This window comes from Vibrio iocasae, from assembly GCF_042245395.1.
Classification (GTDB): Bacteria; Pseudomonadota; Gammaproteobacteria; order Enterobacterales; family Vibrionaceae; genus Vibrio; species Vibrio iocasae.
This window is the reverse complement of record NZ_CP145311.1, coordinates 387,673-412,381: the sequence shown is the minus strand read 5'-3', so window position 1 is coordinate 412,381 and position 24,709 is coordinate 387,673. Positions and strand designations below refer to the sequence as shown.

The window sequence follows — 24,709 nt, the reverse complement described above, 5'->3', positions numbered from 1 at the left end:
TATACACATTCAACGTTCTTATTCGAGTCCACAAAACCCTTTGGGTGTTGTATGGTTAAGCCTCACGGGCAATTAGTACAGGTTAGCTCAACGCCTCACAACGCTTACACACCCTGCCTATCAACGTCGTAGTCTACGACAACCCTTTAGGACACTTAAAGTGCCAGGGAGAACTCATCTCAAGGCTCGCTTCCCGCTTAGATGCTTTCAGCGGTTATCGATTCCGAACTTAGCTACCGGGCAATGCCATTGGCATGACAACCCGAACACCAGAGGTTCGTCCACTCCGGTCCTCTCGTACTAGGAGCAGCCCCTTTCAATTCTCCAACGCCCACGGCAGATAGGGACCGAACTGTCTCACGACGTTCTAAACCCAGCTCGCGTACCACTTTAAATGGCGAACAGCCATACCCTTGGGACCGACTTCAGCCCCAGGATGTGATGAGCCGACATCGAGGTGCCAAACACCGCCGTCGATATGAACTCTTGGGCGGTATCAGCCTGTTATCCCCGGAGTACCTTTTATCCGTTGAGCGATGGCCCTTCCATTCAGAACCACCGGATCACTATGACCTGCTTTCGCACCTGCTCGAATTGTCATTCTCGCAGTCAAGCGGGCTTATGCCATTGCACTAACCACACGATGTCCAACCGTGTTTAGCCCACCTTCGTGCTCCTCCGTTACTCTTTGGGAGGAGACCGCCCCAGTCAAACTACCCACCAGGCACTGTCCTCACCCCAGATAATGGGGCTAAGTTAGAACATCAAACATACAAGGGTGGTATTTCAAGGATGGCTCCATGCATACTGGCGTACACACTTCAAAGCCTCCCACCTATCCTACACATGTAGGCTCAATGTTCAGTGCCAAGCTGTAGTAAAGGTTCACGGGGTCTTTCCGTCTAGCCGCGGGTACACTGCATCTTCACAGCGATTTCAATTTCACTGAGTCTCGGGTGGAGACAGCGTGGCCATCATTACGCCATTCGTGCAGGTCGGAACTTACCCGACAAGGAATTTCGCTACCTTAGGACCGTTATAGTTACGGCCGCCGTTTACCGGGGCTTCGATCAAGAGCTTCGACCTAAGTCTAACCCCATCAATTAACCTTCCGGCACCGGGCAGGCGTCACACCGTATACGTCATCTTACGATTTTGCACAGTGCTGTGTTTTTAATAAACAGTTGCAGCCACCTGGTATCTGCGACTCTCGTCAGCTCCATCCGCAAGGGACTTCACCAATAAGAGCGTACCTTCTCCCGAAGTTACGGTACCATTTTGCCTAGTTCCTTCACCCGAGTTCTCTCAAGCGCCTTGGTATTCTCTACCCGACCACCTGTGTCGGTTTGGGGTACGATTCCTTACAATCTGAAGCTTAGAGGCTTTTCCTGGAAGCATGGCATCAATGACTTCACTACCGTAGTAGCTCGACATCGTGTCTCAGCCTTAAAAAGAGCCGGATTTACCTAACTCTTAAGCCTACGCACTTGAACCTGGACAACCGTCGCCAGGCCCACCTAGCCTTCTCCGTCCCCCCATCGCAATTGTAAGAAGTACGGGAATATTAACCCGTTTCCCATCGACTACGCCTTTCGGCCTCGCCTTAGGGGTCGACTTACCCTGCCCCGATTAACGTTGGACAGGAACCCTTGGTCTTCCGGCGTGGAGGTTTTTCACCCCCATTATCGTTACTCATGTCAGCATTCGCACTTCTGATACCTCCAGCAAACCTTACGATTCACCTTCAACGGCTTACAGAACGCTCCCCTACCCCGCAATCAAAGATTGCAGCCGCAGCTTCGGTTTATTACTTAGCCCCGTTACATCTTCCGCGCAGGCCGACTCGACTAGTGAGCTATTACGCTTTCTTTAAATGATGGCTGCTTCTAAGCCAACATCCTAGCTGTTTTAGCCTTCCCACATCGTTTCCCACTTAGTAATAATTTGGGACCTTAGCTGGCGGTCTGGGTTGTTTCCCTCTCCACGACGGACGTTAGCACCCGCCGTGTGTCTCCCGGATAGTACTTACTGGTATTCGGAGTTTGCAAAGGGTTGGTAAGTCGGGATGACCCCCTAGCCTTAACAGTGCTCTACCCCCAGTAGTATTCGTCCGAGGCGCTACCTAAATAGCTTTCGGGGAGAACCAGCTATCTCCAGGTTTGATTGGCCTTTCACCCCTAGCCACAAGTCATCCGCTAATTTTTCAACATTAGTCGGTTCGGTCCTCCAGTTGATGTTACTCAACCTTCAACCTGCCCATGGCTAGATCACCTGGTTTCGGGTCTATATCCAGAGACTGAACGCCCAGTTAAGACTCGGTTTCCCTACGGCTCCCCTAAACGGTTAACCTTGCCACTGAATATAAGTCGCTGACCCATTATACAAAAGGTACGCAGTCACCCCACAAAGGAGGCTCCTACTGCTTGTACGTACACGGTTTCAGGTTCTATTTCACTCCCCTCACAGGGGTTCTTTTCGCCTTTCCCTCACGGTACTGGTTCACTATCGGTCAGTCAGGAGTATTTAGCCTTGGAGGATGGTCCCCCCATATTCAGACAGGATATCACGTGTCCCGCCTTACTCGATTTCACTGAAAATGGTTTGTCGGTTACGGGGCTATCACCCTTTATTGCCATGCTTTCCAGCATGTTCACCTGAACCATTAAAAGCTTAAGGGCTAATCCAATTTCGCTCGCCGCTACTTTCGGAATCTCGGTTGATTTCTTTTCCTCGGGGTACTTAGATGTTTCAGTTCCCCCGGTTCGCCTCATTAACCTATGTATTCAGTTAATGATAATTGCTTATGCAATTGGGTTTCCCCATTCGGAAATCGTAGACTCAAGTGGCTTTTACTGCCTTATCTACGCTTATCGCAAGTTAATACGTCCTTCATCGCCTCTGACTGCCAAGGCATCCACCGTGTACGCTTAGTCACTTAACCATACAACCCCAAAGAGTTTCCAAGAAACCTTTAAGATTGTTTAATCAAACAACCAAAGTTGTCTGCAATTTTTATACATGATGCAGACTCGATTTTGCCGGACTCAAATTCCAAGAACACTTGAATGTGTGTTGGTACCTAAAACAAAGTTTTAGGATTTGAGAACTTTTAATTGAATAACAACGCATATCTAAAGATATGGGGATTGTTGTTATTCGTCAGCTTTCCAAATTGTTAAAGAGCTAGATGTAAAAAACATCATGAAAAACTTCTCGTTAGAGAAACCTTTAATGATGTTTGTTTTTTATTTCAGAGAAATAATGGTGGAGCTAATCGGGATCGAACCGATGACCTCTTCGCTGCCAGCGAAGCGCTCTCCCAGCTGAGCTATAGCCCCACTATAGGTGACTGCTCAACGAGAGCAATCCAGATAGGAGTTTGTTGAAGAACTCCTAAGATACTCTTTTTATTAAACCTAATCAATCTGTGTGAACACTCATCAATGCACAATCTATATCGTTAAGGAGGTGATCCAGCCCCAGGTTCCCCTAGGGCTACCTTGTTACGACTTCACCCCAGTCATGAACCACAAAGTGGTAAGCGTCCCCCCGAAGGTTAAACTACCTACTTCTTTTGCAGCCCACTCCCATGGTGTGACGGGCGGTGTGTACAAGGCCCGGGAACGTATTCACCGTAGCATTCTGATCTACGATTACTAGCGATTCCGACTTCATGGAGTCGAGTTGCAGACTCCAATCCGGACTACGACGCACTTTTTGGGATTCGCTGACTCTCGCAAGCTAGCAGCCCTCTGTATGCGCCATTGTAGCACGTGTGTAGCCCTACTCGTAAGGGCCATGATGACTTGACGTCGTCCCCACCTTCCTCCGGTTTATCACCGGCAGTCTCCCCAAAGTTCCCACCCGAAGTGCTGGCAATTAAGGATAAGGGTTGCGCTCGTTGCGGGACTTAACCCAACATTTCACAACACGAGCTGACGACAGCCATGCAGCACCTGTCTTACAGTTCCCGAAGGCACACCTGCGTCTCCGCTGGCTTCTGTAGATGTCAAGAGTAGGTAAGGTTCTTCGCGTTGCATCGAATTAAACCACATGCTCCACCGCTTGTGCGGGCCCCCGTCAATTCATTTGAGTTTTAATCTTGCGACCGTACTCCCCAGGCGGTCTACTTAACGCGTTAGCTCCGAAAGCCACTCCTCAAGGGAACAACCTCCAAGTAGACATCGTTTACGGCGTGGACTACCAGGGTATCTAATCCTGTTTGCTCCCCACGCTTTCGCATCTGAGTGTCAGTATCTGTCCAGGGGGCCGCCTTCGCCACCGGTATTCCTTCAGATCTCTACGCATTTCACCGCTACACCTGAAATTCTACCCCCCTCTACAGTACTCTAGTTAACCAGTTTCAAATGGCCTTCCGAGGTTGAGCCCCGGGCTTTCACATCTGACTTAATTAACCACCTGCATGCGCTTTACGCCCAGTAATTCCGATTAACGCTCGCACCCTCCGTATTACCGCGGCTGCTGGCACGGAGTTAGCCGGTGCTTCTTCTGCAGCTAACGTCAAATGATGAGCGTATTAAACTCACCACCTTCCTCACTGCTGAAAGTGCTTTACAACCCGAAGGCCTTCTTCACACACGCGGCATGGCTGCATCAGGCTTGCGCCCATTGTGCAATATTCCCCACTGCTGCCTCCCGTAGGAGTCTGGACCGTGTCTCAGTTCCAGTGTGGCTGATCATCCTCTCAGACCAGCTAGAGATCGTCGCCTTGGTGAGCTCTTACCTCACCAACTAGCTAATCTCACTTAGGCGTATCCGATAGCGTGAGGCCCGAAGGTCCCCCACTTTGCTCCGAAGAGAGTATGCGGTATTAGCCATCGTTTCCAATGGTTATCCCCCTCTACCGGGCAACTTCCTAAGCATTACTCACCCGTCCGCCGCTCGACGCCCTTAACGTTCCCCGAAGGTTCAGTTAAGTCGTTTCCGCTCGACTTGCATGTGTTAGGCCTGCCGCCAGCGTTCAATCTGAGCCATGATCAAACTCTTCAATTAAAGTTTTTGTGTTTCCGAAGAAACGGCTCAATGAATACTGATAACATTACATGTAATGTTGAATTGACTGTGCCGAATAACATAAAGTTATTTCGTTTGGTCACTCAGTTCATTGATAAATCTTTTAGATTATCATCAACGAGTGCCCACACAGATTGATAGGTTTAAATTGTTAAAGAGCAACTTCAACTAAAACTTTCAGTTTTAAGCCTTTCAGCTTTTCCGTTGAAGTGGGCGGCCATTTTAGCGAGATAACTTAATGTGTCAAACACTTTTTTAAGTTTTTTATTTCTCATTTCCGCCTGCTGGTAGAAGAAGTTTCTTTTTCGAAGTTCTCCGTGCCAACGAGGAGCGCATTATAGGGAGCTAATTCTCTTTGGCAACACTTTTATTTAAAAAAAATGAATTTTTTTAGGGTTTTCGTCATATACAGACTTAAGCACTAAAAAGGAACAAGTTATTCACAAATACTTGTGGATAACTGCTCATTTTGATTAATCATCACTATCAAAGAAATAAGAGATGCGAGATCTTGGGTTCAGGTACTCCCGGACATTATCTGGCAGCTTAGCAGGAACAATCGCCCCTTCTATCTTTATATCTTTATCGGCCAGATCGACAATAGGAGCTTGAGTACGTGGTACGTTCTGATCGTATAGAAGAACATTCGGGCAAAGAATATTGGTTGCATTAACCGAAATGACCAAGCCCACCATTTTATTAGATAAGTGAACAACCGTTCCTGGTGGGTATACGCCCATGAACTTAATTAAGATATTTAAGTTCTCAGAGTTATATTGATGCTGACAGTTCTTATATAAGTGAGATAACGCGGTATACGGCACTTTTTGTTCAGCGATAATGTTAGTATGACATAGGTTGTCATACGCATTGGCGACAGCAACTATTTGAGCCAACTCATCTATATCTTTCTCTTTTTTACCATCTGGGTAGCCAGAGCCATCTGTAAGCTCATGGTGCTGGGTAATAATGTTTTTTGCACTTGCCGGGAAACCATCGATACCTTCGGCCATATCAAACCCATATTTGGTATGGAGCTTAAGATAATTGCTTTCAGGTTCAGATAATGGTGTTGTCTTTCGTAAAATCGCAGTAGGAATTTTTATCTTCCCAATATCATGGAACAACGCACCAAATGCGACTTCTTTAATCTGCCGACTCGACAAGCCTTTGCTCTTAGCTATCATCATCGCCAATATAGAAACGTTTAGAGAATGGAAGTAAATATCCTCAAATTCGCTCTTACCATTCATCAGGTGGAGCGTAACGTTATCATCAGATAGCAGTTTCTCTACGATATCATCAACCATTGCTGATGCTTCTTCCACAGCAGTATCAGGACGATTACGAATCTTACTCATAACTGAGCGCAACTGAGAGAGTGAACGTTCGAACTCTTTCTCGCACGCAATCACTCTTCTTCTATAGTTATTCAGCTTATCTATGCGGGCTTGTTTTTCATCCCACATTTTTTGAGCTTCTTTATCTATAGCTGCGGATTCTTCTTTAGTTTCCTGAACTCCAATAGATTCTGCTACAGGCAAAGGTGTGGTATCACTCTGATTAGGATCAATATAGACGTGCTGAATCCCAAGGTGCTTGATCAGATTGATCTGCTCCTGAGATTTTAGTTTGAAGCTATTGAAAAGAAACGGGTGCTCATTCCACTTTACTGGTAGACGAACGTGAAGCCCCGGTCTGATTCTGTCTACAGTAATCTTGATACTAGCCACTTTACCCTTAAATCATGCTCTTTCGATTGAACAAACAAGCGTTCGTACTCATCATCGCATACTGCAACGAAACAGAACCTCATTCGCCATAAATATAGATAACATCAAATTATAAGGTAAGAGTTGTATTCGGGAAAGCTTAAGAGATCAAGTTTGATTCTATAGAAATAGGGAATACGACCTGGACAGCAAAAAATCAATAGAAATCAAGGAGAGTTTGGATAAACAGTCAGAGAATTTACGTTTAAGTTGACTAGTTGTAATAAGTTAGTCAATACCAATCCACCCTAGTTGGGTCATGAGCAAGAACACCTATACTCAAGCTGATATTTTTAAAGGAGACAGGCTTTGTTAGCTCGAGTATTACGTACCATATTTACATCATCTCTGATAACCACAGCATTAACCGCTAGCTTTGAAAGCAGCGCTACAACGAATAAAACAGAATACAATCACTGGGATCAAACCAATCAAATTGTGAACCCTGGTATGGGCTTTACTGATTTTCATACTTATGAAGTCAATAATGACCAATACTATCGACACACGTCATACCCAAAAACCAGCGTCATTTATTTTCGATTTTACTGGGAAGATATTGAAACCTCTCCCGGTGTTTTTGATACATCCAAAATTGATGAAGTATTTGAACAAGCAAGAGCGCTGGATAAAAAAGTCGTTTTGAGATTTATGACACTTGCTGATAGTTACTCTAACCGTAACGGCACTCCTTGCTGGGCAAAAGTAAAAGTGGACTCTGACCAATATAATAACAACTCATCCTCATGCGACATGGACTCCCGGACTGCTAGAGATATGTACAAAGATCCGTTGTTCAGGCAACTCGCAGAAAACTTCATCAACGAGATGGGCCGGAGATACGATGAACAAGAGGAACTTTTGCGGGTCGATGTCGGAATGGTTGGCTCATGGGGAGAGTGGCATATGTCTGGTTGGGACTATCGAAGCTCCAACCTCGGTTCAAAAGAGATTGACTTGAACAATGATGACCTCAAACCATATGTCGATATGGTAGATAACGCATTTCCTACTACTCAGAAGACAATGTTAATAGGTTCAACCTTGGACGACATGCTCAGCTACGCAACATCTAAAGGAATGGGCTGGCGTGCAGACTGTTTGGGAGACTGGCACGGAAAGTGGAGTCATATGAGGCACGGATACCCTGATGCAATTGAGCACGCGAAGGGATTAGGCCCATACGAGAACGAATACCCTGATCCTGAATTTGATGAACGTTGGAAAACAGAACCTGTAGATTTTGAAATCTGCTGGCAAAGCATGGAGCAACTACAGGATCAACTGCACTATGATGAAGTTGTTGAAACTTTTGAATGGGCATTAGAGCACCACGCCTCATTAATTAATGCCAAATCTGCTCCGATACCAGATACTTACCAGTCTCTGATTCAGGATGTATTGAACAAGCTTGGCTACCAGTTTGAAATTGTTGGCCTGGACATGGAAGCAGATCTCGCGAAAGGCCAAACATACGAAATTAAAACACACTGGATAAACAAAGGTGTTGCTCCTTCTTATTTGGATTATCCAATAAGTTATAGAATTCGGGATTCTGAGGGCAATATTCTCGCCACCTACCCTACCAATGTAGATATAAAGAAATGGATGCCATCGGATGAGCTATATGACACTCCAGAGGTATTTACTGAGAAAAACAGCATAACCATACCTTCAGACATTGAAGATGGCAGTTACTATCTTGATATAGGGTTGGTAGAGCCAGGAACAGATTCAGCTAAAATTATGCTTAAAAATAAAGGCGTGTATCACGATAGATGGTATCAGTTGAAAGTCATCAACATATACTAGTTGGCAATATAGAGGGGATTTATTATCCCCTCTCGCAAATCAGATAGTCCAAATCACTCTACATGCCAGTGCAATAAGAACAAGTCCAGATAGTTGATCAATCAACTTCGCTTTAGAACGCAATCGAGCAATGAAAATCGGGGAAGAAAGCATGATGGTAATTAAGGTGTACCAAAGCCCATCAATAATATAAGGCGTGGCTACAATGATCGCTTTCGTACTCACTTCATTGCCTGTTGTAATAAACTGGCTAAACAACGCCGTAAAAAACATCATGATTTTAGGGCTGGTCAAAGAGATCAAAAATCCCTCTTTTGCAGAATGAAAAACACTGACTTTTTCACCCGATTCCAGCTTTGCAGCAATTCCGCCTTTAGAGCGCAATGCATTGACACCGAGATAGGCCAGATAAACTGCACCAATAATGCTAATACCTTTAAATAATAAAGGTGACTGCTGAAGAATTGCCGCTAATCCAACCAAAGTGATAAGTGCATAAATCGCAATACCCGTCGCGTGCGCCCAGGCCGTTGCAATACCATTCATTCGTCCACCAGCCAAACTATGTTTAGCGACTATTGCCAGGCTAGGCCCAGGAGACATTGCTCCTAAAAGGCAAATAGTAAAAAGTGAAAGCCATACAGTTAAAGTCATAATATCTCCCGTTCAATGAGATCAGAATATCAACTAAAAGACATCAATTGAAATCAAATAAACTCATCAAGACTATGATTCTAGATCATAAGCAATTGAATACATCGAACCTCTAATCGCTCTGCTTGCCTGAGCTCTCATCCAGCGGTGTGCAGGGTCTCTGTCATATTTAGGATGCCAAATAAGCCAATACTTATGGCTCTCTAACTCTAGTGGGAATTTTCGGTAAGTAATATCGACGGATTCAGACACTTTTTTTGCAACATGCTCCGGAATAACCAGAAGATAGTCACAAACGGTTAGTGTATCGAATGCAGCTGAAAAAAACGGAACCTTCAGTCCTATTCGCCTTTTTGCTCCATATTCAGTGAGTACTTTTTCAATGTGGGAGTTTTTGTCTCCCCCACCGGTGATCAGAACATGAGGAAAACTCAGAATATCTTCTGGAGTTAGAGTCTGTTTATCTGCCAGAGGATGCTGCTCCCTCATGACAACCACAGATTTATCTTCACCCAGCAAAATACTGGATAAGCCTTCTGGCTCTTCAGGCATCATGGTAGATGCCAGATGAATATCGGACTTGGACAGGTCAGCTAAAAAATCTCTCTCCCACATGACATACCTAAAGTTAGCCTTTGGAGCAAGCTTAGAGCTCTCAGCTACGAGCCCAGGGAAAATATACTGGGCAACATAATCACTAGAAGAAAAGACCATTTCGCCTTCCCACTCAAAAGGATCAAAAGCTTGATCTTCAAGAAGGTGATCAAACTCTTCAAAAAGTGAATCCAGCTTTGTTTTAATCTCTAGCGCTTTCGAAGTTGGAATTAACCTATTCCCCTCTCTTAATAAGAGAGGATCCCCAAATAAGTCCCTTAACTGAGAAAGCTGTCTGCTGACTGCTGACTGAGTAACATTCAATCTTTGGGCAGCTTTGCTGACATGGCACTCTTCAAGCAGCACATGTAAAGATCGCAAAAGATTGAGGTTAATTCTATTAAGCATATAGATATCTATAGAGTTAAAGTTTGCTCACTATTCTAGCAAACAAAAAAAGCCTCGAAAATTCGAGGCTTTACATAGCTACCGGATTAACCAATAAAAATTAGCTATCCTTTTGATCCCAACTCTTGGTAAGAAAGTCACGAGCTTCACAACATGGACAATACGGTAGAACCTTACTATCGTCATCCAGTTCGACAGCTATCCGGCACTTCTCACATACATAAGAACCTTTTCCTGGTTTATCGCCAGTAGAAAACATTCAACACCTCCCCTGTGAATATTTACTAAGAAAAATTCTAACGGATATGTGTAAGCTTCGGCAGAGCAATAAGTCACATTTAAATAACATTAAATAAACATTCACACGATCAAATGATCCTGATCAATATTATTTACAACATTTATAACATTAGGGAAATAACTCTAAAGAGAGGGAGATATAAAAAGAGGCTCAGGTATTGAGCCTCTTGTGATGTGAACAATTACTCTTTGATTTCAAACTCATCTATCGTGACTTCAACACGACGGTTTTCCATTCTACCTTCAGCCGTATCATTCGATGCTTTTGGCTGTGATTCACCCGCACCGACAACTGTCAATCTAGACTCTTCAATGCCTTGAGAAACAAGGTAATCAGCAACCGATTGTGCGCGCTTCTCTGAAAGTACCTGATTGTACTCTTCTGAGCCTCTTGAATCCGTATGACCAACAATTTCAGCTTCCGCTTGTGGGTATTTCTTCATTACACCGACTAGCCAATTAAAATATTGAGCACTACCTTCAGCAAGTTCAAAGCTGTCATGATCGAACAACTCAACACCGAACTCCTGGAATAGCTTAGTTTCCGGAACAGGTACTGGCTCTTCAGCTACCGGTAAAGGCTCTTCAACCACTTCTTCTTCATACGGTTTAGGTTCTACTTCTTCCGCCACAATGGCTGCTGGAGCCGCTTCTTTCTTCGCTCCGAATGTATAAGTAAGCCCTAGGAATATTGAGTCTATGTCCATGCCATCAACAAAAGAGTCATCAATATCATTGAGTCGCTGGTACTCTAATCGCGCAGCCCAGTCACTCGAAAATGCGTACTCCGCACCAAGTGCTCCCAAGAAAACAACATCATCAATTGAGTCGTAGTCTACTTTTGCTGCACCCAGTTTCGCGAACAGTGACAGATCATCCAACGGTAAAGTAAATTTTGGCGCCAACGACAGAGCAGTAATTTTATCGTCTAAAGTCTTTGGGCCAGCAAAGTTTGATTCAAAGCTACCAAGACGATCAAACCCAGCCTCCAGGCCAAAGTTGTCCGTAAAGTTATAGCCTCCGTAGATACCACCACCAAAACTACTGTCGTCACATGGAGAACCAACAAGACATGCATCATCCAACCATGAGTTACCTAACTTACCACCAAGGTAGACTTCTGCATTCACTGCAAGTGGAGATAAAGCAAGGAGGGATGAAACGGCAACAACTACTTTCTTCATAACAAATCCTTTTTATATTTATGAGTATGTGCTTATTTCTGAAAAGGTACTTAGCCACCTTTTGAAATCAGACTATACATATTTACCACATGTATCTGTTAACTAAGTATTACGCATTAGATTATATGAAGAATATTTTCAGGTTTATCTTACTTTTGAGATCTAAATTCCAGTAGAGCTATGTGATTACTGAAAATCAAACAAAAAAATCAAACAAATCGATGACTTAAATTGCAATATTTCAATTAGGTACTAGCCTTTAAGTAACCCCTAAGACTTAATTGTTTAACGGGGTTCCTAGCCAAATGACGTTTTGTTTTGTTTGTTAGATTTAAGCCAATCACCCCCATGATTGGCTTTTTTATTCTGCAAAGAATTTGGAGAGAGTTATAGCGAGAGTTTTGTAGAGGACATGAATTCTGGGGTGATTTGTTCTGTTATTAATGTTGGTGCAAGAGTGGACTTTTTAACGATAAACTCTAACGACTCACAACATGGGCAACTCGGTAAAATACTACTACGTGAATCAATAGTAATCGCTATTCGACAAGTACTGCATAAATAAGTCCCCCGGCATAATCTTTCACCAGCATATACAAGCATAACCAACTCCTTTCGCAAGATATCTAAAACGTTTATTAGACGGCAACCTTTGCCTTTTTATTGTTTATTATTTAATCAAACAGAAACTACCGGAATTGAAGGAAGAAAGATAACAAATAAATATAAATTAATATCAATACAAATTAATGCATAAATATCAGACATATAGAATTTAGTTTTATGTTAATACTCCTGGGTTAAATTTTAATTGGACAACTAAAAAAGGCCACATAAAGTGACCTTTGAAGAGAGTAATTTGCGATGACTAAATTTAGAACTTCGTATTTGCGTGCTGATAAAGCTCTTCATATTCCACAGCAGTGTGATGCCATGAAAAGTCTGTAGTCATACCATTAACCACCATATTTTGAATGGCTGGTTTGTCATTGCGATAAATAGATGCCGCCCATCTCAATGTATCACGCAGTGCTGCTGGATACAGATCGTAGAACTTAAAGCCTGTTGCTTTATTAATATCCTTCGCAGAATAGTTTACTACCGTATCTTCCAGTCCACCTGTAGAACGAACAATAGGGATAGTGCCGTATCTCATACTGTACATTTGGTTCAGCCCGCATGGCTCATAGCGTGAAGGCATGATAAAGAAGTCAGAACCTGCTTCTACCAGGTGCGCTAACTTGTTGCTATAGCCAATAAAACTACCAAACTTACCCGGATACGCTTTGGTGTAATGCGCAAGAGCTTCTTCTTGCCACTTCTCACCAGAACCCACGACAACGACTTGAACGTCATCTTCACGGAGCATTTCATCAATACAATCAATAAATACATCGAGTCCTTTTTGAGTCGCCAGTCTTGAAACGACACCATACACAGGAACATCAGCTCTGATAGTCAAACCAAACTCTTTCTGCAACTCTTCTTTACATAAAGCTTTGCCAGACAAATCAGTATGAGAATAGTTGTGAGGAAGAAGCGGATCCGTTTCTGGGTTCCACTCATTGATATCAATGCCGTTAAGAATACCGCGCAGCTTACCTTGAACAGCTCTGTGCTGTAGTGAGTGCTCCAGGCTAAATCCATACTCAGGAGATAGAATTTCCATGGCATAAGTTGGACTAACCGTTGTCACCATATCTGCCATCTCAACTCCTGCTTTCAGGAAGTTAAGCTGATCATAGTACTCAAGACAATGGAAGTTGAAGTAATCCCAGCCAAGGCCTGTCCAGTATAGGTTCGATTTGTTGAACACACCCTGATAGCCGATGTTATGAATCGTCATAATCGACTTAGCTTTACTGAAGTTACTGTATTGGTTGTATAGAGAACTCTTCAAATAAACATTACATAACGCAGTATGCCAGTCATTCGAATGCAATACATCGACATCAATTTTAAGCGCTAATACAGCCTGCATAATGGCACGGCTTAAGAAAATAAAGCGCTCAGCATTGTCTGAGTATTCACTACCGCCCCAGTCATATAATTTAGGTCGGTCATAATATTTGTCGTTAACGATGAAATAGAAAGACAGGTTTTCACTTACTTTGTGGCGGCGAATGCTACCCCACTCTTCTCTTCCGTCTCCGAATGGAACGCCCAGTAATTCGTAAACTACTTCTGTGTCCTTACACTTGTCACCCATAACTTGTGGGTAGTACGGCATGAACACCGATACATTGTGCCCGTTTTCGGCCAGCGCATATGGTAATGAGTATGACACGTCCGCCAATCCGCCAGTCTTAGCGTATGGTGCAGCCTCACTTGTTGCCCAGACTATATTCATTTAAGTCCCTCAAATTTCTTCTTACTTACAATCCAAAATGGCTTAATGGCAGAAATAACTGCCTTACTGATTATCAGGAAAAGCCTTAAATCAGCTAAATAATCGTTTTTACACTAGGGGGTTGAAAAATAATACAGCGAAAAGCATACAGAGTTACATGCTGTAATCACATTTTGTAAGGAAATAAGGGAGTAATACCCCAACAATTTGTCAAAAAGTTGGGGCTGAAGGATAAAAACTACTTAAGGTTCCATTTTTCTACAATTGCTTCTGCACGCTGAAGCAGTTCTATGCTTGCTGTTGAGTCAATGAACTCAGCATTTTTCTGAACTTGCTCAACCTTATGCGCACCAGCGATAACAGGGCCAACTTCTTCTTGCGCCACCAGCCAATGGATAGCCAGATGAGCAAGAGGAATATTGGCTTCTTTCGCCAGAACTTTCAGCTCTTCGACACAGTTGAAGTATGGTTCAAACGCTTCACCGTTAAGTTTAGGGTTATTACTGCGATCGTCTTTCTCATCCCAGTTGCCCGTGCGTTTTAAAACACCAGCAAGTAATCCCTGCATGAGTGGCGAGTACGGCAGATACTTCATATCATGCTCTTTACAGAAAGGAAGCGCTTCTTCGCGAGCCCGGTACTGCAACGGAATATTATGATAGTGAGTCGGGTTTTGCTCCAGAAGGTTGTATAGCCCCTGGAATGTTGCAACTTCAACACCTTTCATCATCTCTCTGGTCATATCTAACGAGTAGTTAGATACACCGACATGACGAATTTTTCCCTGACGTTTTAACTCTGCTAATGCATCAGCCGTTTCTGCGATTGGCGTATTAGGATCCGGCCAGTGAACCTGATAAAGGTCGATATACTCAGTTTGCAGACGAGTTAATGACTCCTCTACTTCCTGAAATATCCCTTTTGCCGTCAGGTTATTCGTCACGTTGTTGTCTTTGTCCCAAGGCAAACCGCACTTAGTTGCAATAATAACTTTTGTACGGTCAATACCCTGAAGAGCTTGCCCCAACACCGTTTCAGCGTGCCCAAGACCATATACAGGAGCCACATCAAAGAAGTTAAATCCATGCTCAATAGCAGCATGCACAGCATCGATGGACTCTTTATCTGAAACGTTATTCCAGGTACCGCCCATTGCCCAGCAACCAAAACCCAATGCAGATGCCTGCATATCTTTAATTGTTTTCACTATCATGATTTTTCCTGTTCCCCATAAGGGGATGATTTTATTGTGCTAACACACGTTTTTCTAAATCTACCAGAGATTCGTCTACCGTTTGACGTCCCTCTATAACGTTGGTAATCGCCGCTCCCAGTCCGTGCCAGTAACCCATCATTTGTGGGATATTCGGCATAATGTCACCGTTTTGTGCGTTTACCAGAGATGCATGAATACGCGGATCGCTATCCAGCTCTTTCGAGAAGGCTTTCAGCGCAGGAACACCAATTGGTACCTGGCTGTTCATGTAACGTAATGAGTCGATAGACAGCAGGTAGTTCTCAATAAACTCCTGCGCGATATCAGTATTTGGAGAGGCAGTGTTAATACCAGCCATCAGAATACCTACAAATGGGCGAGATGCTTTACCATCAAACTTAGGAAGCTCAGCAACTCCGTAGTTAATACCCATTTTCTCGATGTTCGCCCAAGACCATGGACCATTTACGGTCATCGCTACCTGCCCTTTGTTAAACGCAGTTTCTGCATGAGCATAGTCCATATCAGGTGACATCACACCTTCATCAATGATTCTCTTCAGGAAGGTCATTGTGTTTTTGGCTTCAGGTGTATTTACACCTGTTTTCTCAGGGTTAAAGCCATTGGCTCCAAGCTCGAAAACATAAGCGCCATCGCTTGAGTATAGAGGGTGTGTAAAGTAAGGAGTTTTCACATCCCAAGCGATCGCTTTCTTGCCTTCCTTAGCAAGCTTTTTGTCCAAAGCAAATACGTCTTCCCAGTTTTTAAGAGGCTCTTTTACCAGGTCTTTGTTGTAAATCAGAGATACAGACTCAGCCGCAATAGGATAGCCATAAGTCTTACCTTTGTAGCTCGCAGCATCCCATGAAAACGCCTCAAACTGTTGCTTAAAGCTATCTGCTGGTGTTACCTCACGAACCAAACCCGCTTCTGCATAACCACCAAAGCGATCATGTGCAAAAACCATAATATCCGGGCCTTTACCAACAGAAGCTACTTGTACAAAACGCTCTTCCAGACTCTCTGGAAATTCAACTTTTACCTTGATACCTGTGTCTTCTTCAAATTTTTCTACTGCGTAGGTCATGCCCTTCTGGCCTTTGTCCAGAGGCATCCAGATCGTAATCTGATCATCACTAAATGCGGCAACATTGACAGAATTCAGGGCGAAAGCGACCCCTAAGCTCATTAGACTTAGTTTCTTCATATTTCAGACCTTTTGTTTCAGTTAGTACTAGCTATTAATTACGTATTGATATGGTTCCAGGTTTGCTTCAGCATTTGAGTGTAGGGTTTTATATTGCTGAGTTTCACCTGATAAGTTGATAGTAACCTCAACGCTGTTGTTCTCTTTCTCTCGAACAAAGCTGATTACATATGGGTTTTCTGTATCCCTGAACACCGGCATAGCACCGTATGTACCATTCCATAGAGCAGGGTTTTCATGTTTGAGTTTTAACAGTTCTGTATAGAACGACTGAAGCTCAAACTCTTTCCAGTTAATAGAATCTTTTTCAAAAAACTCGACACGCTTATCCAGATACGATTCCTGACCACTGTATATCAGAGGCATACCGTATAAGGTCGCAGCAAGTACAGAGAAAGCTTTGAATGCCTTACCAAAGTATTCCTCATCACTCGCTTCCCAACTATTTTTGTCATGGTTTGTTGTAAATACCATGCGGTAAGCATCTTTTGGATACTCGGAAAACAGACTATCTAAGTATTTAGGAATATCTGATACTGATTTGTCACCTTTGACGATTTCTCCCATTAATTCGTAGAAACCCCAGTCGTAGGTCATATCGAAAGCTTTATCATGAAGATCTGGTGCAGACCATTCGGCCAACATAAACAGGTGCTTAATCTGGTGAAGTTGCTCTGTTGCAAACTCCCAGAATGGTGTTGGAACAAGTCCTGCCACATCGCAGCGGAAACCATCTATATCGAACTCACGAACCCAATATGCCATTGCATCAGTCATACCCTGCCAAAGGTCCTGGTTCTCGTAGTTCAGGCCAATAACATCCGTCCAGTATTCGGTTTTCTTGCTATCAACATAGGTATAAGGGAACAACTCACCCTGTTCATTTCTCTGATACCAATCCGGGTGTTCATCTACCCAAACATTATCCCATCCAGTATGGTTCGCAACCCAGTCAATGATCAGGTACATACCCATCTCATGTACTTTATCGACCAGTATTTTTAAATCAGATTTCTCACCTAGAGATGGATCTAGCCCCATATAATCTTTAGCGGCATACTGACTACCCAAAGTTCCTTTACGATTCTTCTCACCAACAGGGTGAATTGGCATAAGCCAAAGGATATCGACCCCCATCGACTTTAAACGAGGAAGGTGCTCCATAAAGGCTTTGATGGTTCCTTCTTCGGTATACTGGCGCAAGTTCACTTCGTAGATATTTTTATCTTTCGTCCACTCAGGATGGTTAAAACAATCCATGCGGATTCTCCTCAATGTTATTTAGTATTTGGTATTTGGTTTTCCGGTAGACTCTCGGACGATCAAATCTACCGGTGATACGATTTTTAGATCTGAAGGACTAACACCAGAAATCAGCTTGATAATTGCATCTGCGATTGGCTCGCTAGAGTCTGTAAGCGGTGAATGTGTTACCGTCAAAGGTGGATTAAACTCGCGAGTTTCAAAGTGGCTAATACCATCGTCATGGGCGATAACAGATAGGTCTTTACCTATCTCAAGGCCTAGTTCACCAGCGGCCATATACACACCATAAGCAACCTTACTGCTAGAACAAATGCACGCGGTAGGTTTGTCATCACCGTTAAGTAACTCGACAGCCAAATCGTGCCCTGCTTTAACCTCAGGCGAGCAGTGGAAAATCTCACATTGTGCAGGATTCAGATTAAGAGCAAGCACCTTGTTGTTAAATGCTTCGCTTCTGGTTTTAGCGAAAGCCTGTTTTTCGTCGGAATTGATAAAGGCGATTTTCTCATGACCTAGCTGATGCAGAAAGCTCACTGCTTGCTTAGCAACAGAAGCATTATCAATATCGTAGTAAGCATAATTTTGCTCACTCATATCATGCCCATGCACAACAAACGGAACTCCTTTATCTAGTAAGAAGCTGATCCTTTCGTCATTAACTTCAGGGGCTTTAATTATCAAACCATCGACAGAGCTCTTAGATACAAAGTTTTTTAATGCCTGTAGATTGTTCCCCTGCAGAGAGGAGTTGATGAGCAAGTCATAACCTTTCACACCAAGGTGATTACTAATGTTGGATAGCTCCTTTAAGAAGGTCGGTGCACAAACCAGTTCATCTGGCGATTGCAGCATAATGCCAACCATTTTTGATTTTCCTGTCGCCAGTTTCTGAGCAACGCTGTTTGGTCGATACCCCAACTCTTCCGCCGCATCCAGAACTCTCTGGCGCGTCTTCGCATTGACTTCAGGGTAGCCATTCAAAGCACGACTAACCGTCGCCATTGATAATCCAAGATGTTTAGATACTTCTGATAATGTTGTCATAGTATTTTCAGTAAAATTTAAAGCGCTTTAAATTTATAACTCAAACCACTGCCTATCAATAATAAATAGTATAAAGTGTGACCAGAAAGACAGTATGCGCAAACAAATTTAAAGCGCTTTAAATTTGTTTGCATGAGTGATGTAAAAACTAAAAAAACGCCAGCAGTTCAATGCTGGCGTAAGGTGTTTATCATAAACAGTGATAAGATTATTCTTTGAGTTTTAAGGTAAACCTGTGTGATTTTAGAAGGTTAAGATCAGCCACTGAGATCGATATTTTCCCATCCAGTTGCTCCCAACTACTTAATTCCACACCATCCAGCAATACCTCTTCAACTTCCCTGTCACCGATAAACCAATCAATAAGAAGATCCCGTTTATCCTTCGCATTCTGATAGCTTCCATGAGTTGAGAGCGTCATATTAGCTTTTGAGCCAGAGTGGTTTGTTTCAAATCTCGTTTTTCTGACTTCCCCATCAAGATAACGATTCGTAGCCCCGTCATCTTCATACAGAGTAAACTCATTGCTTTCAGCTAAACCAAAAACTTTGACCGCCAAAGTATCCGGGACATCACTACTCATATTGCCCGTCGTTTCCGGATTGAATGGAATAATGGCACCTTCAACAGCAAACAATGGCAGTTCAAACAAACCGTCTTGATACAAAGGAAGATCCTTCGCATGTCTTGTCTCAGAAAGGTTGAGTTTCTCTCCTGTGCGGAAATCAAACCAGTTTCCCTCCGGAAAGTATGCCTCTGTTGTCGTTTGACCGAGCTGCGCAACAGCAACACTCATTAATGATGATCCAATCATCTTCTGATGATGCTGAGCAAGCGCCCTATCATCTTTGGGATAGGTGTAAGCTAAGCTAGGAAAGAGAGGCTTTCCCTCTAAATGGGCAACATGAGCCAGTGAGTATAGGTATGGAATCATCTGATAACGCAGCTCGATATTTGCTCTGTTACTGAGCAAATCACCAACTCGATCTGGTGCAGTTTCTTTGCAATTACACAGGTTTTCAGTGTGCGGCCTTACCGGAACATCAAACATTGAACTGTATGCGAACCACTGGGTATATGTCTCTTTCAAGACGACCTTTTTCCTTTCCCCTATCGCTACCAGCCCTTTCCGATGAAAACCTCCGATATCAGAGCCATAGTAATCAATACCAGAAAGCATCATGTTCGTCTGCTGTCCTGCATGGGTAGCAAGGCTAGAAAGATTCGAGCCAATATCTGCCGACCACATTGATGCACCAAACTTCTGTATACCTGTAGTACCTGAACGGCTCATCATAAATGGGCGTGTTGCAGTTTCATTTCTCTGATATCCCTCATAAATGCTCTCAAGCCAGCGGTAGTTAAAAACATTGTGGATTTCGTTATGAGGTTGGTCGTTAAAATAAACAGACTTAGGGTTATACATTTCTGGCTCACCCAGATCAGTCCAATGCCCAATCACTCCCATCTCGACCAGGGGTTTCCGTTTCCATTCATGCCAGAACTCACCTACTTCCGGGTTGCTCCAGTCGATCATTCCACCTTTACCCCACCAATTACCACCACCAGAAGGATTGGTATTGATCGCTTTTCCAGTTTCAGGATCTTTGGCTAGATAACCTCGCTTCTCGAGCTCACGGTGTTCTTCCAGTCCGGAACTGACATAACTTTCTTCAATGAGCATCATGCCAATACCGTCTTTTTTCAGATTAGCTATCTTCTGTTCTGGTTCAGGAAAATTCTTTTTATCCCAGGTCAATGTTCCCATCTGACTGTTTGGATCACCGCCTTGTACATTACCAAACCACTGAAGATCCATGACGACGCCATCGATAGGGAAATTCTGACTTTTCAAAGTATTTAGCTTATCGTCCATCTCCTGCCAGTTATCAAAACCATATTCCGAAAGCCACAATCCAAACATCTTACGGGGAGGAACAAGTGGTTTACCTGTCAACTGCATGTACTTTTCACGCAGCTCAGCCTGTTCATCCGCCAGCATCACAATCAGATTGCTATCCCCTTTAACTGAGTTTATGTGAGCGTCACTTTTAGTAAAATCCCATTCTGTTGAGTACTTGTTATCCAGATATATGGCAAAGTCAGTGGCTGAGGTGTTTGTTGCATAGAGAACAGGAAACATCGTGTTACCAGTAGCTCCGTGATTGAATCCTTCCATACGGTTTCCGGAATGACGAACCTTCCCGTTCCATGTCCCATCTATCACACCTGGATTCTGAAACTCTTGCCCCAATCCACTATATTGGTATTTAACATCCGTTGAGAGTGAAAAAGTATTGTTGGACTCAGGGCATATCTTATTTATTAACGCTCCCTGAGCTGTGGAAACTGAAACACACAAGGTATTTTCCGCAACAATAACTTCCATTTCTCCGGTTGCGATTTTATTTCCATCCGCCGAAATATTTACAGGCAACTGAAACGCACTGGTATCCAGCATTTCAGAAAGTTCAATGCTATCTGAGTGACCAAACTTAACCTGCACCGCCTTATCTGACAGAACTTTGAGCTGAACTTTTTGCGCATCAACTAACGCATTTCGTTTTAACTCAACATAGAGTTCATCATTTAAAGGTAATTTGAGGCTCTCAGATAACGCAGCTTTGAAGTCAGGTTCTGAGTAATAACGATTTTTGTATAGAGGTCTGAGTGACTTAGTTAAGTTGTATTCTGGGTAAGCTTTTCTTAATCGGAATACATCAGCGGCAACCAGCTGATAACTATCGCGACCTTCAAACAAAAATGTATCGGTGGGAACAGTTTGAGTACTGCATGCAGATAATAGTCCGACAGTCGTCGCACTCAATAGCCATTTTTTCACATTGGAGTCCTATTTCCATATTTTCTTTTTCCAGTTTAATTACTAACCAGACAGAACAGAAATAGGTACTAAAAAAGGTGATATAGATAATATCAATATCACCTCTTATATTTCGCCAAAAGTAAGGCCACAATCAAAGAATACATTCTATATTTTGAAGCCCGATTTGTGACAATGCTATTTGTTGGTTGCCTGTTTAAGCCAGTCCAGGGAACAAGCTACGTAATCCGTTGGCAATAAACTCCACGCCTAGTGCACCTAGAATCAAACCCATAATTCGGGTGATTACGTTGATACCGGTTTGCCCTAAAAAGCGCACAATGAGAGGGGCAGAACGGAACAGAATCCATGAACACAAGCAAAATAGAACAATGGTAACGATAATTCCTAGTGTATCGAACATACCTGGATAACGTGAACCATATACAATCGTTGAGCTGATCGCGCCGGGACCGGCCATCAATGGCATCGCAAGAGGTACGACGCCAACTTGTTCGCGGCTGACATACTCTGATTTTTCCTGTTTGTTCTGTTTTTCTTCACCTAACTTACCGCTCATCATGGTGAAAGCGATACTAAGCAGCAACAAGCCACCAGCCACTCGGAATGAATCCAGGGATATGCTGAACATGTCTAAAAGCACCTGCCCTGCAAGCAAAGACACCGTAAGAAAAGCAGCAACTGACACATTTGCTACCATCGCGACTTTTCGCTTTTCTTCCACTGTCATATGGTTAGTCAGAGAGACGAATATTGGCATGATACCTACAGGGTTCACTGCTGCGACCAGGCCAAGAAAAAACTGTAAAAATATAGCTATTTCAAATGATTGCATCTGTGTTATCCGAATGATAAATGAATGGGAATATCTAGTGGCGCGACTATAATCCAAAAGTACTTTGTCCGCGACTGAAAAAAGCCGAGAGTGGTAAAACTCTCGGCTTTTTTACTAGAAATTGACGTTGGCTTTAAAGCCTTTACGGATGTCAGTCAGAATACGATAAGTACGTTCTAAGAAGCCTAGAAACAACAAAGCCCCGACTTTCGTCGAGGCTTTGTTGTTTAAATAGTGGTACCGGTGGGCGGACTTGAACCGCCACGCCCGAAGGCAACGGATTTTGAATCCGTCGTGTATACCAATTTCACCACACCGGCACAATTTGTTCGATGCATTATACGGATGAAACCAAGCGGTGCAAGAAGAAAACTTTTATTTGTGAGTTAGTTGCTGCTTAATTGTCCAGAATTGAGGCGACGGATTCAAAATCCGTTGTGTTAGCCATATTTATTGATATTAGGTATTCTGTTGCAAAATAAATAATTACTAAATACTAAGTCGCCCAAAAATATGAAAACAAAAATTGAGTACCCAAAAGCAGGAATGACCCGACGATTTGCCGCTCTCATATATGATGGACTGGTTATCGCAGCAATAGAAATGATGGCAGCAGGTGTGGTAATTGCGGTTTTAGAAGCGTTAGTCGCAGCGGGCCTGTTGAACTATGCTCCATACACCGATGCCAGCGATATGCTCACTAAACACCCTATCTTCAGTCATGTATTTACTCTTTACCTAGGTGTTATTTGGGTTGGGTTCTTTGTTTATTTCTGGACCAGAGCAGGACAGACCGTCGGAATGCGCGCCTGGAAGCTACGAGTTCAAAAGCCAGATGGAACCACCATCACTCCCACACAGGCATTAATTCGAATTGGGACATCTATCTTCGGATTAGCAAACCTAACCGTACCTATTGATCCGAAAAAGCGTGGCTTCCACGATATGTGGGCAAAAACTGAAGTCGTTGTGCTCCCTGAATAATTTTCGATGAGCATGTAAGTGTCTTGTTCCCCCCTTATAGGTGTAGTAGACGAACCAGCATAGGCATAAATTTATTGGGAAATTATTAAGTTCAAGACCGAAGTTTATGAAACTTGGACACTATACTAGAAATTAGTGTTACTGAATGGGGGCGCTTGTGTTACTACATCATTTACGACAAAAACACAGCCTAGCGAATAAAAATACGACTCACGTAGTAAAGAAAATTTTAGTGCTCTTATCTCTGGTCACTTCTTTTTCTGCCTTCCCTAAAACTGTCACTTTGCTTGAGCTCAATTGGTCTAGCCAGCAAGTATTAACCCATGTACTGGATTTACTATTTAAACGTCAGAATATTGAAAGCGAATTATTTGAGGGCTCCTCATCCGGACAATGGTTCTACCTGAATGCTGGAAAAGCAGATATTCAAGTAGAAGTATGGGAAGGCTCTATGAGTAAGCCGCTGAAAACTATGCTTGAGATGAATCGCGCTGAAGTCGCTGCTGAACATAACCTGACTTCCAGAGAGGGATGGTGGTACCCATTATTCGCAAAAAAGCTTTGTCCGGGATTACCCTCCTGGAAAGCTTTGGCAAATTGTCCCGGTGTATTTACGGACGCCAGTGGTACTGAAACATATTATGCTGGGCCATGGGATAAACCAGAACAAGCAAAAATGCGAGCCTTTGAACTACCATTTCAGGTAACTCAACTTGAAAATACGCAAGAAATAAATAAGAAAATTATTGAGTCAATGGAGCAAAACAAACCCATACTCATTTTCAACTGGTCTCCCAACTGGATATGGCAAGTATATGATGGAGAGTTTGTGGAACTTCCGGATTTTGATGAAAGATGTGAAACAGACGCATCCTGGGGAGTCAATCCACATCGCCCTTGGGATTGCGACAATCCTAAGACAGGGTGGATCAAATCAGTAGTGTCCAGCTCATTGAAAGAGAAATCCCCTTGTGCTTTAGCCATTACAAAATCTTTTGTCATGGATGCAGAAGATCTGAGCTATGCGGCTTATCTTACTGATGTAGAAAAGTTGTCTGTTCGCGATGCTGCCGAAAAATGGCTAATAGAAAACACAACTAGAGTTAACGATTGGATAGCTCACCCGGAATGCCTTGATGCCAATGAATGACAAAGGAGCTTTTCAGCTCCTTTGGTTTATATCAGTCTGTAGTATTTAGTTTGGCTC

General features: G+C 43.2%; 15 protein-coding genes, 2 tRNA genes and 2 rRNA genes. 3 read left to right on the top strand and 16 right to left on the bottom strand.

Annotated features, from left to right (window positions below; all coding sequences use genetic code 11):
- Positions 1 to 51: 51 nt before the first annotated feature.
- The 4 genes from SNR28_RS11415 to SNR28_RS11400 form a co-directional block, all read right to left on the bottom strand.
- Positions 52 to 2,941: ribosomal RNA gene (locus tag SNR28_RS11415) — 23S ribosomal RNA — on the bottom strand.
- Positions 2,942 to 3,262: 321 nt separating this feature from the next.
- Positions 3,263 to 3,338 (bottom strand) — tRNA-Ala (locus tag SNR28_RS11410).
- A 123-nt stretch (positions 3,339 to 3,461) separates the two neighbouring features.
- Positions 3,462 to 5,013: ribosomal RNA gene (locus tag SNR28_RS11405) — 16S ribosomal RNA — on the bottom strand.
- The 16S and 23S rRNA genes sit together here with 1 tRNA gene alongside, the layout of an rRNA operon.
- 494 nt (positions 5,014 to 5,507) lie before the next feature.
- On the bottom strand, positions 5,508 to 6,767 hold the full coding sequence (locus SNR28_RS11400; protein WP_375752525.1) for an HD-GYP domain-containing protein: 1,260 nt from the start codon (positions 6,765 to 6,767) through the stop codon (positions 5,508 to 5,510).
- A 348-nt stretch (positions 6,768 to 7,115) separates the two neighbouring features.
- Here SNR28_RS11400 and SNR28_RS11395 point away from each other — a divergent pair, with 348 nt between their 5' ends.
- A complete protein-coding gene (locus tag SNR28_RS11395) occupies positions 7,116 to 8,618 on the top strand; it encodes a DUF4832 domain-containing protein (protein ID WP_375752523.1) in 1,503 nt (500 codons plus the stop codon).
- Positions 8,619 to 8,657: 39 nt separating this feature from the next.
- Here SNR28_RS11395 and SNR28_RS11390 read toward each other — a convergent pair whose 3' ends face one another.
- The 12 genes from SNR28_RS11390 to SNR28_RS11335 all read right to left on the bottom strand — a co-directional run bounded on the left by SNR28_RS11390 (position 8,658) and on the right by SNR28_RS11335 (position 22,838).
- A complete protein-coding gene (locus SNR28_RS11390; protein ID WP_375752521.1) occupies positions 8,658 to 9,272 on the bottom strand; it encodes a LysE family translocator in 615 nt (204 codons plus the stop codon).
- 72 nt (positions 9,273 to 9,344) lie between these two features.
- The gene (locus SNR28_RS11385) at positions 9,345 to 10,274 is read right to left on the bottom strand and encodes a LysR family transcriptional regulator (protein WP_375752520.1); all 930 of its coding nucleotides are present in this window, start codon (positions 10,272 to 10,274) and stop codon (positions 9,345 to 9,347) included.
- 100 nt (positions 10,275 to 10,374) lie between these two features.
- Positions 10,375 to 10,533 (bottom strand): hypothetical protein, encoded by a 159-nt coding sequence (locus SNR28_RS11380; protein WP_375752518.1) that lies wholly within the window; start codon positions 10,531 to 10,533, stop codon positions 10,375 to 10,377.
- Positions 10,534 to 10,756: 223 nt separating this feature from the next.
- Positions 10,757 to 11,758, bottom strand: a complete 1,002-nt coding sequence (locus SNR28_RS11375) for an outer membrane beta-barrel protein (protein WP_375752516.1) — start codon at positions 11,756 to 11,758, stop codon at positions 10,757 to 10,759.
- An 874-nt stretch (positions 11,759 to 12,632) separates the two neighbouring features.
- Entirely contained in the window at positions 12,633 to 14,108 is a 1,476-nt protein-coding gene (gene glgA, locus SNR28_RS11370) for a glycogen synthase GlgA (RefSeq protein ID WP_375752514.1), read from the bottom strand.
- Positions 14,109 to 14,346: 238 nt separating this feature from the next.
- Positions 14,347 to 15,321: an aldo/keto reductase gene (locus SNR28_RS11365; RefSeq protein ID WP_375752513.1), complete on the bottom strand. Its 975-nt coding sequence runs from the start codon at positions 15,319 to 15,321 to the stop codon at positions 14,347 to 14,349.
- Between the two features lie 31 nt (positions 15,322 to 15,352).
- Positions 15,353 to 16,531, bottom strand: coding sequence for a maltose/maltodextrin ABC transporter substrate-binding protein MalE (gene malE, locus SNR28_RS11360; RefSeq protein ID WP_375752511.1), 1,179 nt, complete (start codon positions 16,529 to 16,531; stop codon positions 15,353 to 15,355).
- A 27-nt stretch (positions 16,532 to 16,558) separates the two neighbouring features.
- Positions 16,559 to 17,791, bottom strand: a complete 1,233-nt coding sequence (locus SNR28_RS11355; RefSeq protein ID WP_375752509.1) for an alpha-amylase family glycosyl hydrolase — start codon at positions 17,789 to 17,791, stop codon at positions 16,559 to 16,561.
- A gap of 21 nt (positions 17,792 to 17,812) precedes the next feature.
- Positions 17,813 to 18,841, bottom strand: coding sequence for a substrate-binding domain-containing protein (locus tag SNR28_RS11350; RefSeq protein WP_375752508.1), 1,029 nt, complete (start codon positions 18,839 to 18,841; stop codon positions 17,813 to 17,815).
- A 208-nt stretch (positions 18,842 to 19,049) separates the two neighbouring features.
- On the bottom strand, positions 19,050 to 21,683 hold the full coding sequence (locus SNR28_RS11345; protein ID WP_375752506.1) for a TIM-barrel domain-containing protein: 2,634 nt from the start codon (positions 21,681 to 21,683) through the stop codon (positions 19,050 to 19,052).
- 196 nt (positions 21,684 to 21,879) lie between these two features.
- On the bottom strand, positions 21,880 to 22,518 hold the full coding sequence (locus tag SNR28_RS11340; protein WP_375752504.1) for a YchE family NAAT transporter: 639 nt from the start codon (positions 22,516 to 22,518) through the stop codon (positions 21,880 to 21,882).
- A gap of 235 nt (positions 22,519 to 22,753) precedes the next feature.
- A tRNA-Leu gene (locus tag SNR28_RS11335) sits at positions 22,754 to 22,838 on the bottom strand.
- A 193-nt stretch (positions 22,839 to 23,031) separates the two neighbouring features.
- Here SNR28_RS11335 and SNR28_RS11330 point away from each other — a divergent pair.
- The gene (locus tag SNR28_RS11330; protein ID WP_375752502.1) at positions 23,032 to 23,502 is read left to right on the top strand and encodes an RDD family protein; all 471 of its coding nucleotides are present in this window, start codon (positions 23,032 to 23,034) and stop codon (positions 23,500 to 23,502) included.
- Between the two features lie 232 nt (positions 23,503 to 23,734).
- Complete coding sequence (locus SNR28_RS11325; protein ID WP_375752500.1) at positions 23,735 to 24,652, top strand: glycine betaine ABC transporter substrate-binding protein; 918 nt, start codon at positions 23,735 to 23,737, stop codon at positions 24,650 to 24,652.
- Positions 24,653 to 24,709: the final 57 nt, after the last annotated feature.

Coding starts and splice junctions, on each gene's coding strand:
- SNR28_RS11355 (WP_375752509.1), bottom strand. CDS start 17,791: ATGGATTGTTTTAACCATCCTGAGTGGACGAAAGATAAAAATATCTAC.
- SNR28_RS11340 (WP_375752504.1), bottom strand. CDS start 22,518: ATGCAATCATTTGAAATAGCTATATTTTTACAGTTTTTTCTTGGCCTG.
- SNR28_RS11365 (WP_375752513.1), bottom strand. CDS start 15,321: ATGATAGTGAAAACAATTAAAGATATGCAGGCATCTGCATTGGGTTTT.
- SNR28_RS11390 (WP_375752521.1), bottom strand. CDS start 9,272: ATGACTTTAACTGTATGGCTTTCACTTTTTACTATTTGCCTTTTAGGA.
- SNR28_RS11380 (WP_375752518.1), bottom strand. CDS start 10,533: ATGTTTTCTACTGGCGATAAACCAGGAAAAGGTTCTTATGTATGTGAG.
- SNR28_RS11350 (WP_375752508.1), bottom strand. CDS start 18,841: ATGACAACATTATCAGAAGTATCTAAACATCTTGGATTATCAATGGCG.
- SNR28_RS11375 (WP_375752516.1), bottom strand. CDS start 11,758: ATGAAGAAAGTAGTTGTTGCCGTTTCATCCCTCCTTGCTTTATCTCCA.
- SNR28_RS11330 (WP_375752502.1), top strand. CDS start 23,032: ATGAAAACAAAAATTGAGTACCCAAAAGCAGGAATGACCCGACGATTT.
- glgA (WP_375752514.1), bottom strand. CDS start 14,108: ATGAATATAGTCTGGGCAACAAGTGAGGCTGCACCATACGCTAAGACT.
- SNR28_RS11385 (WP_375752520.1), bottom strand. CDS start 10,274: ATGCTTAATAGAATTAACCTCAATCTTTTGCGATCTTTACATGTGCTG.
- malE (WP_375752511.1), bottom strand. CDS start 16,531: ATGAAGAAACTAAGTCTAATGAGCTTAGGGGTCGCTTTCGCCCTGAAT.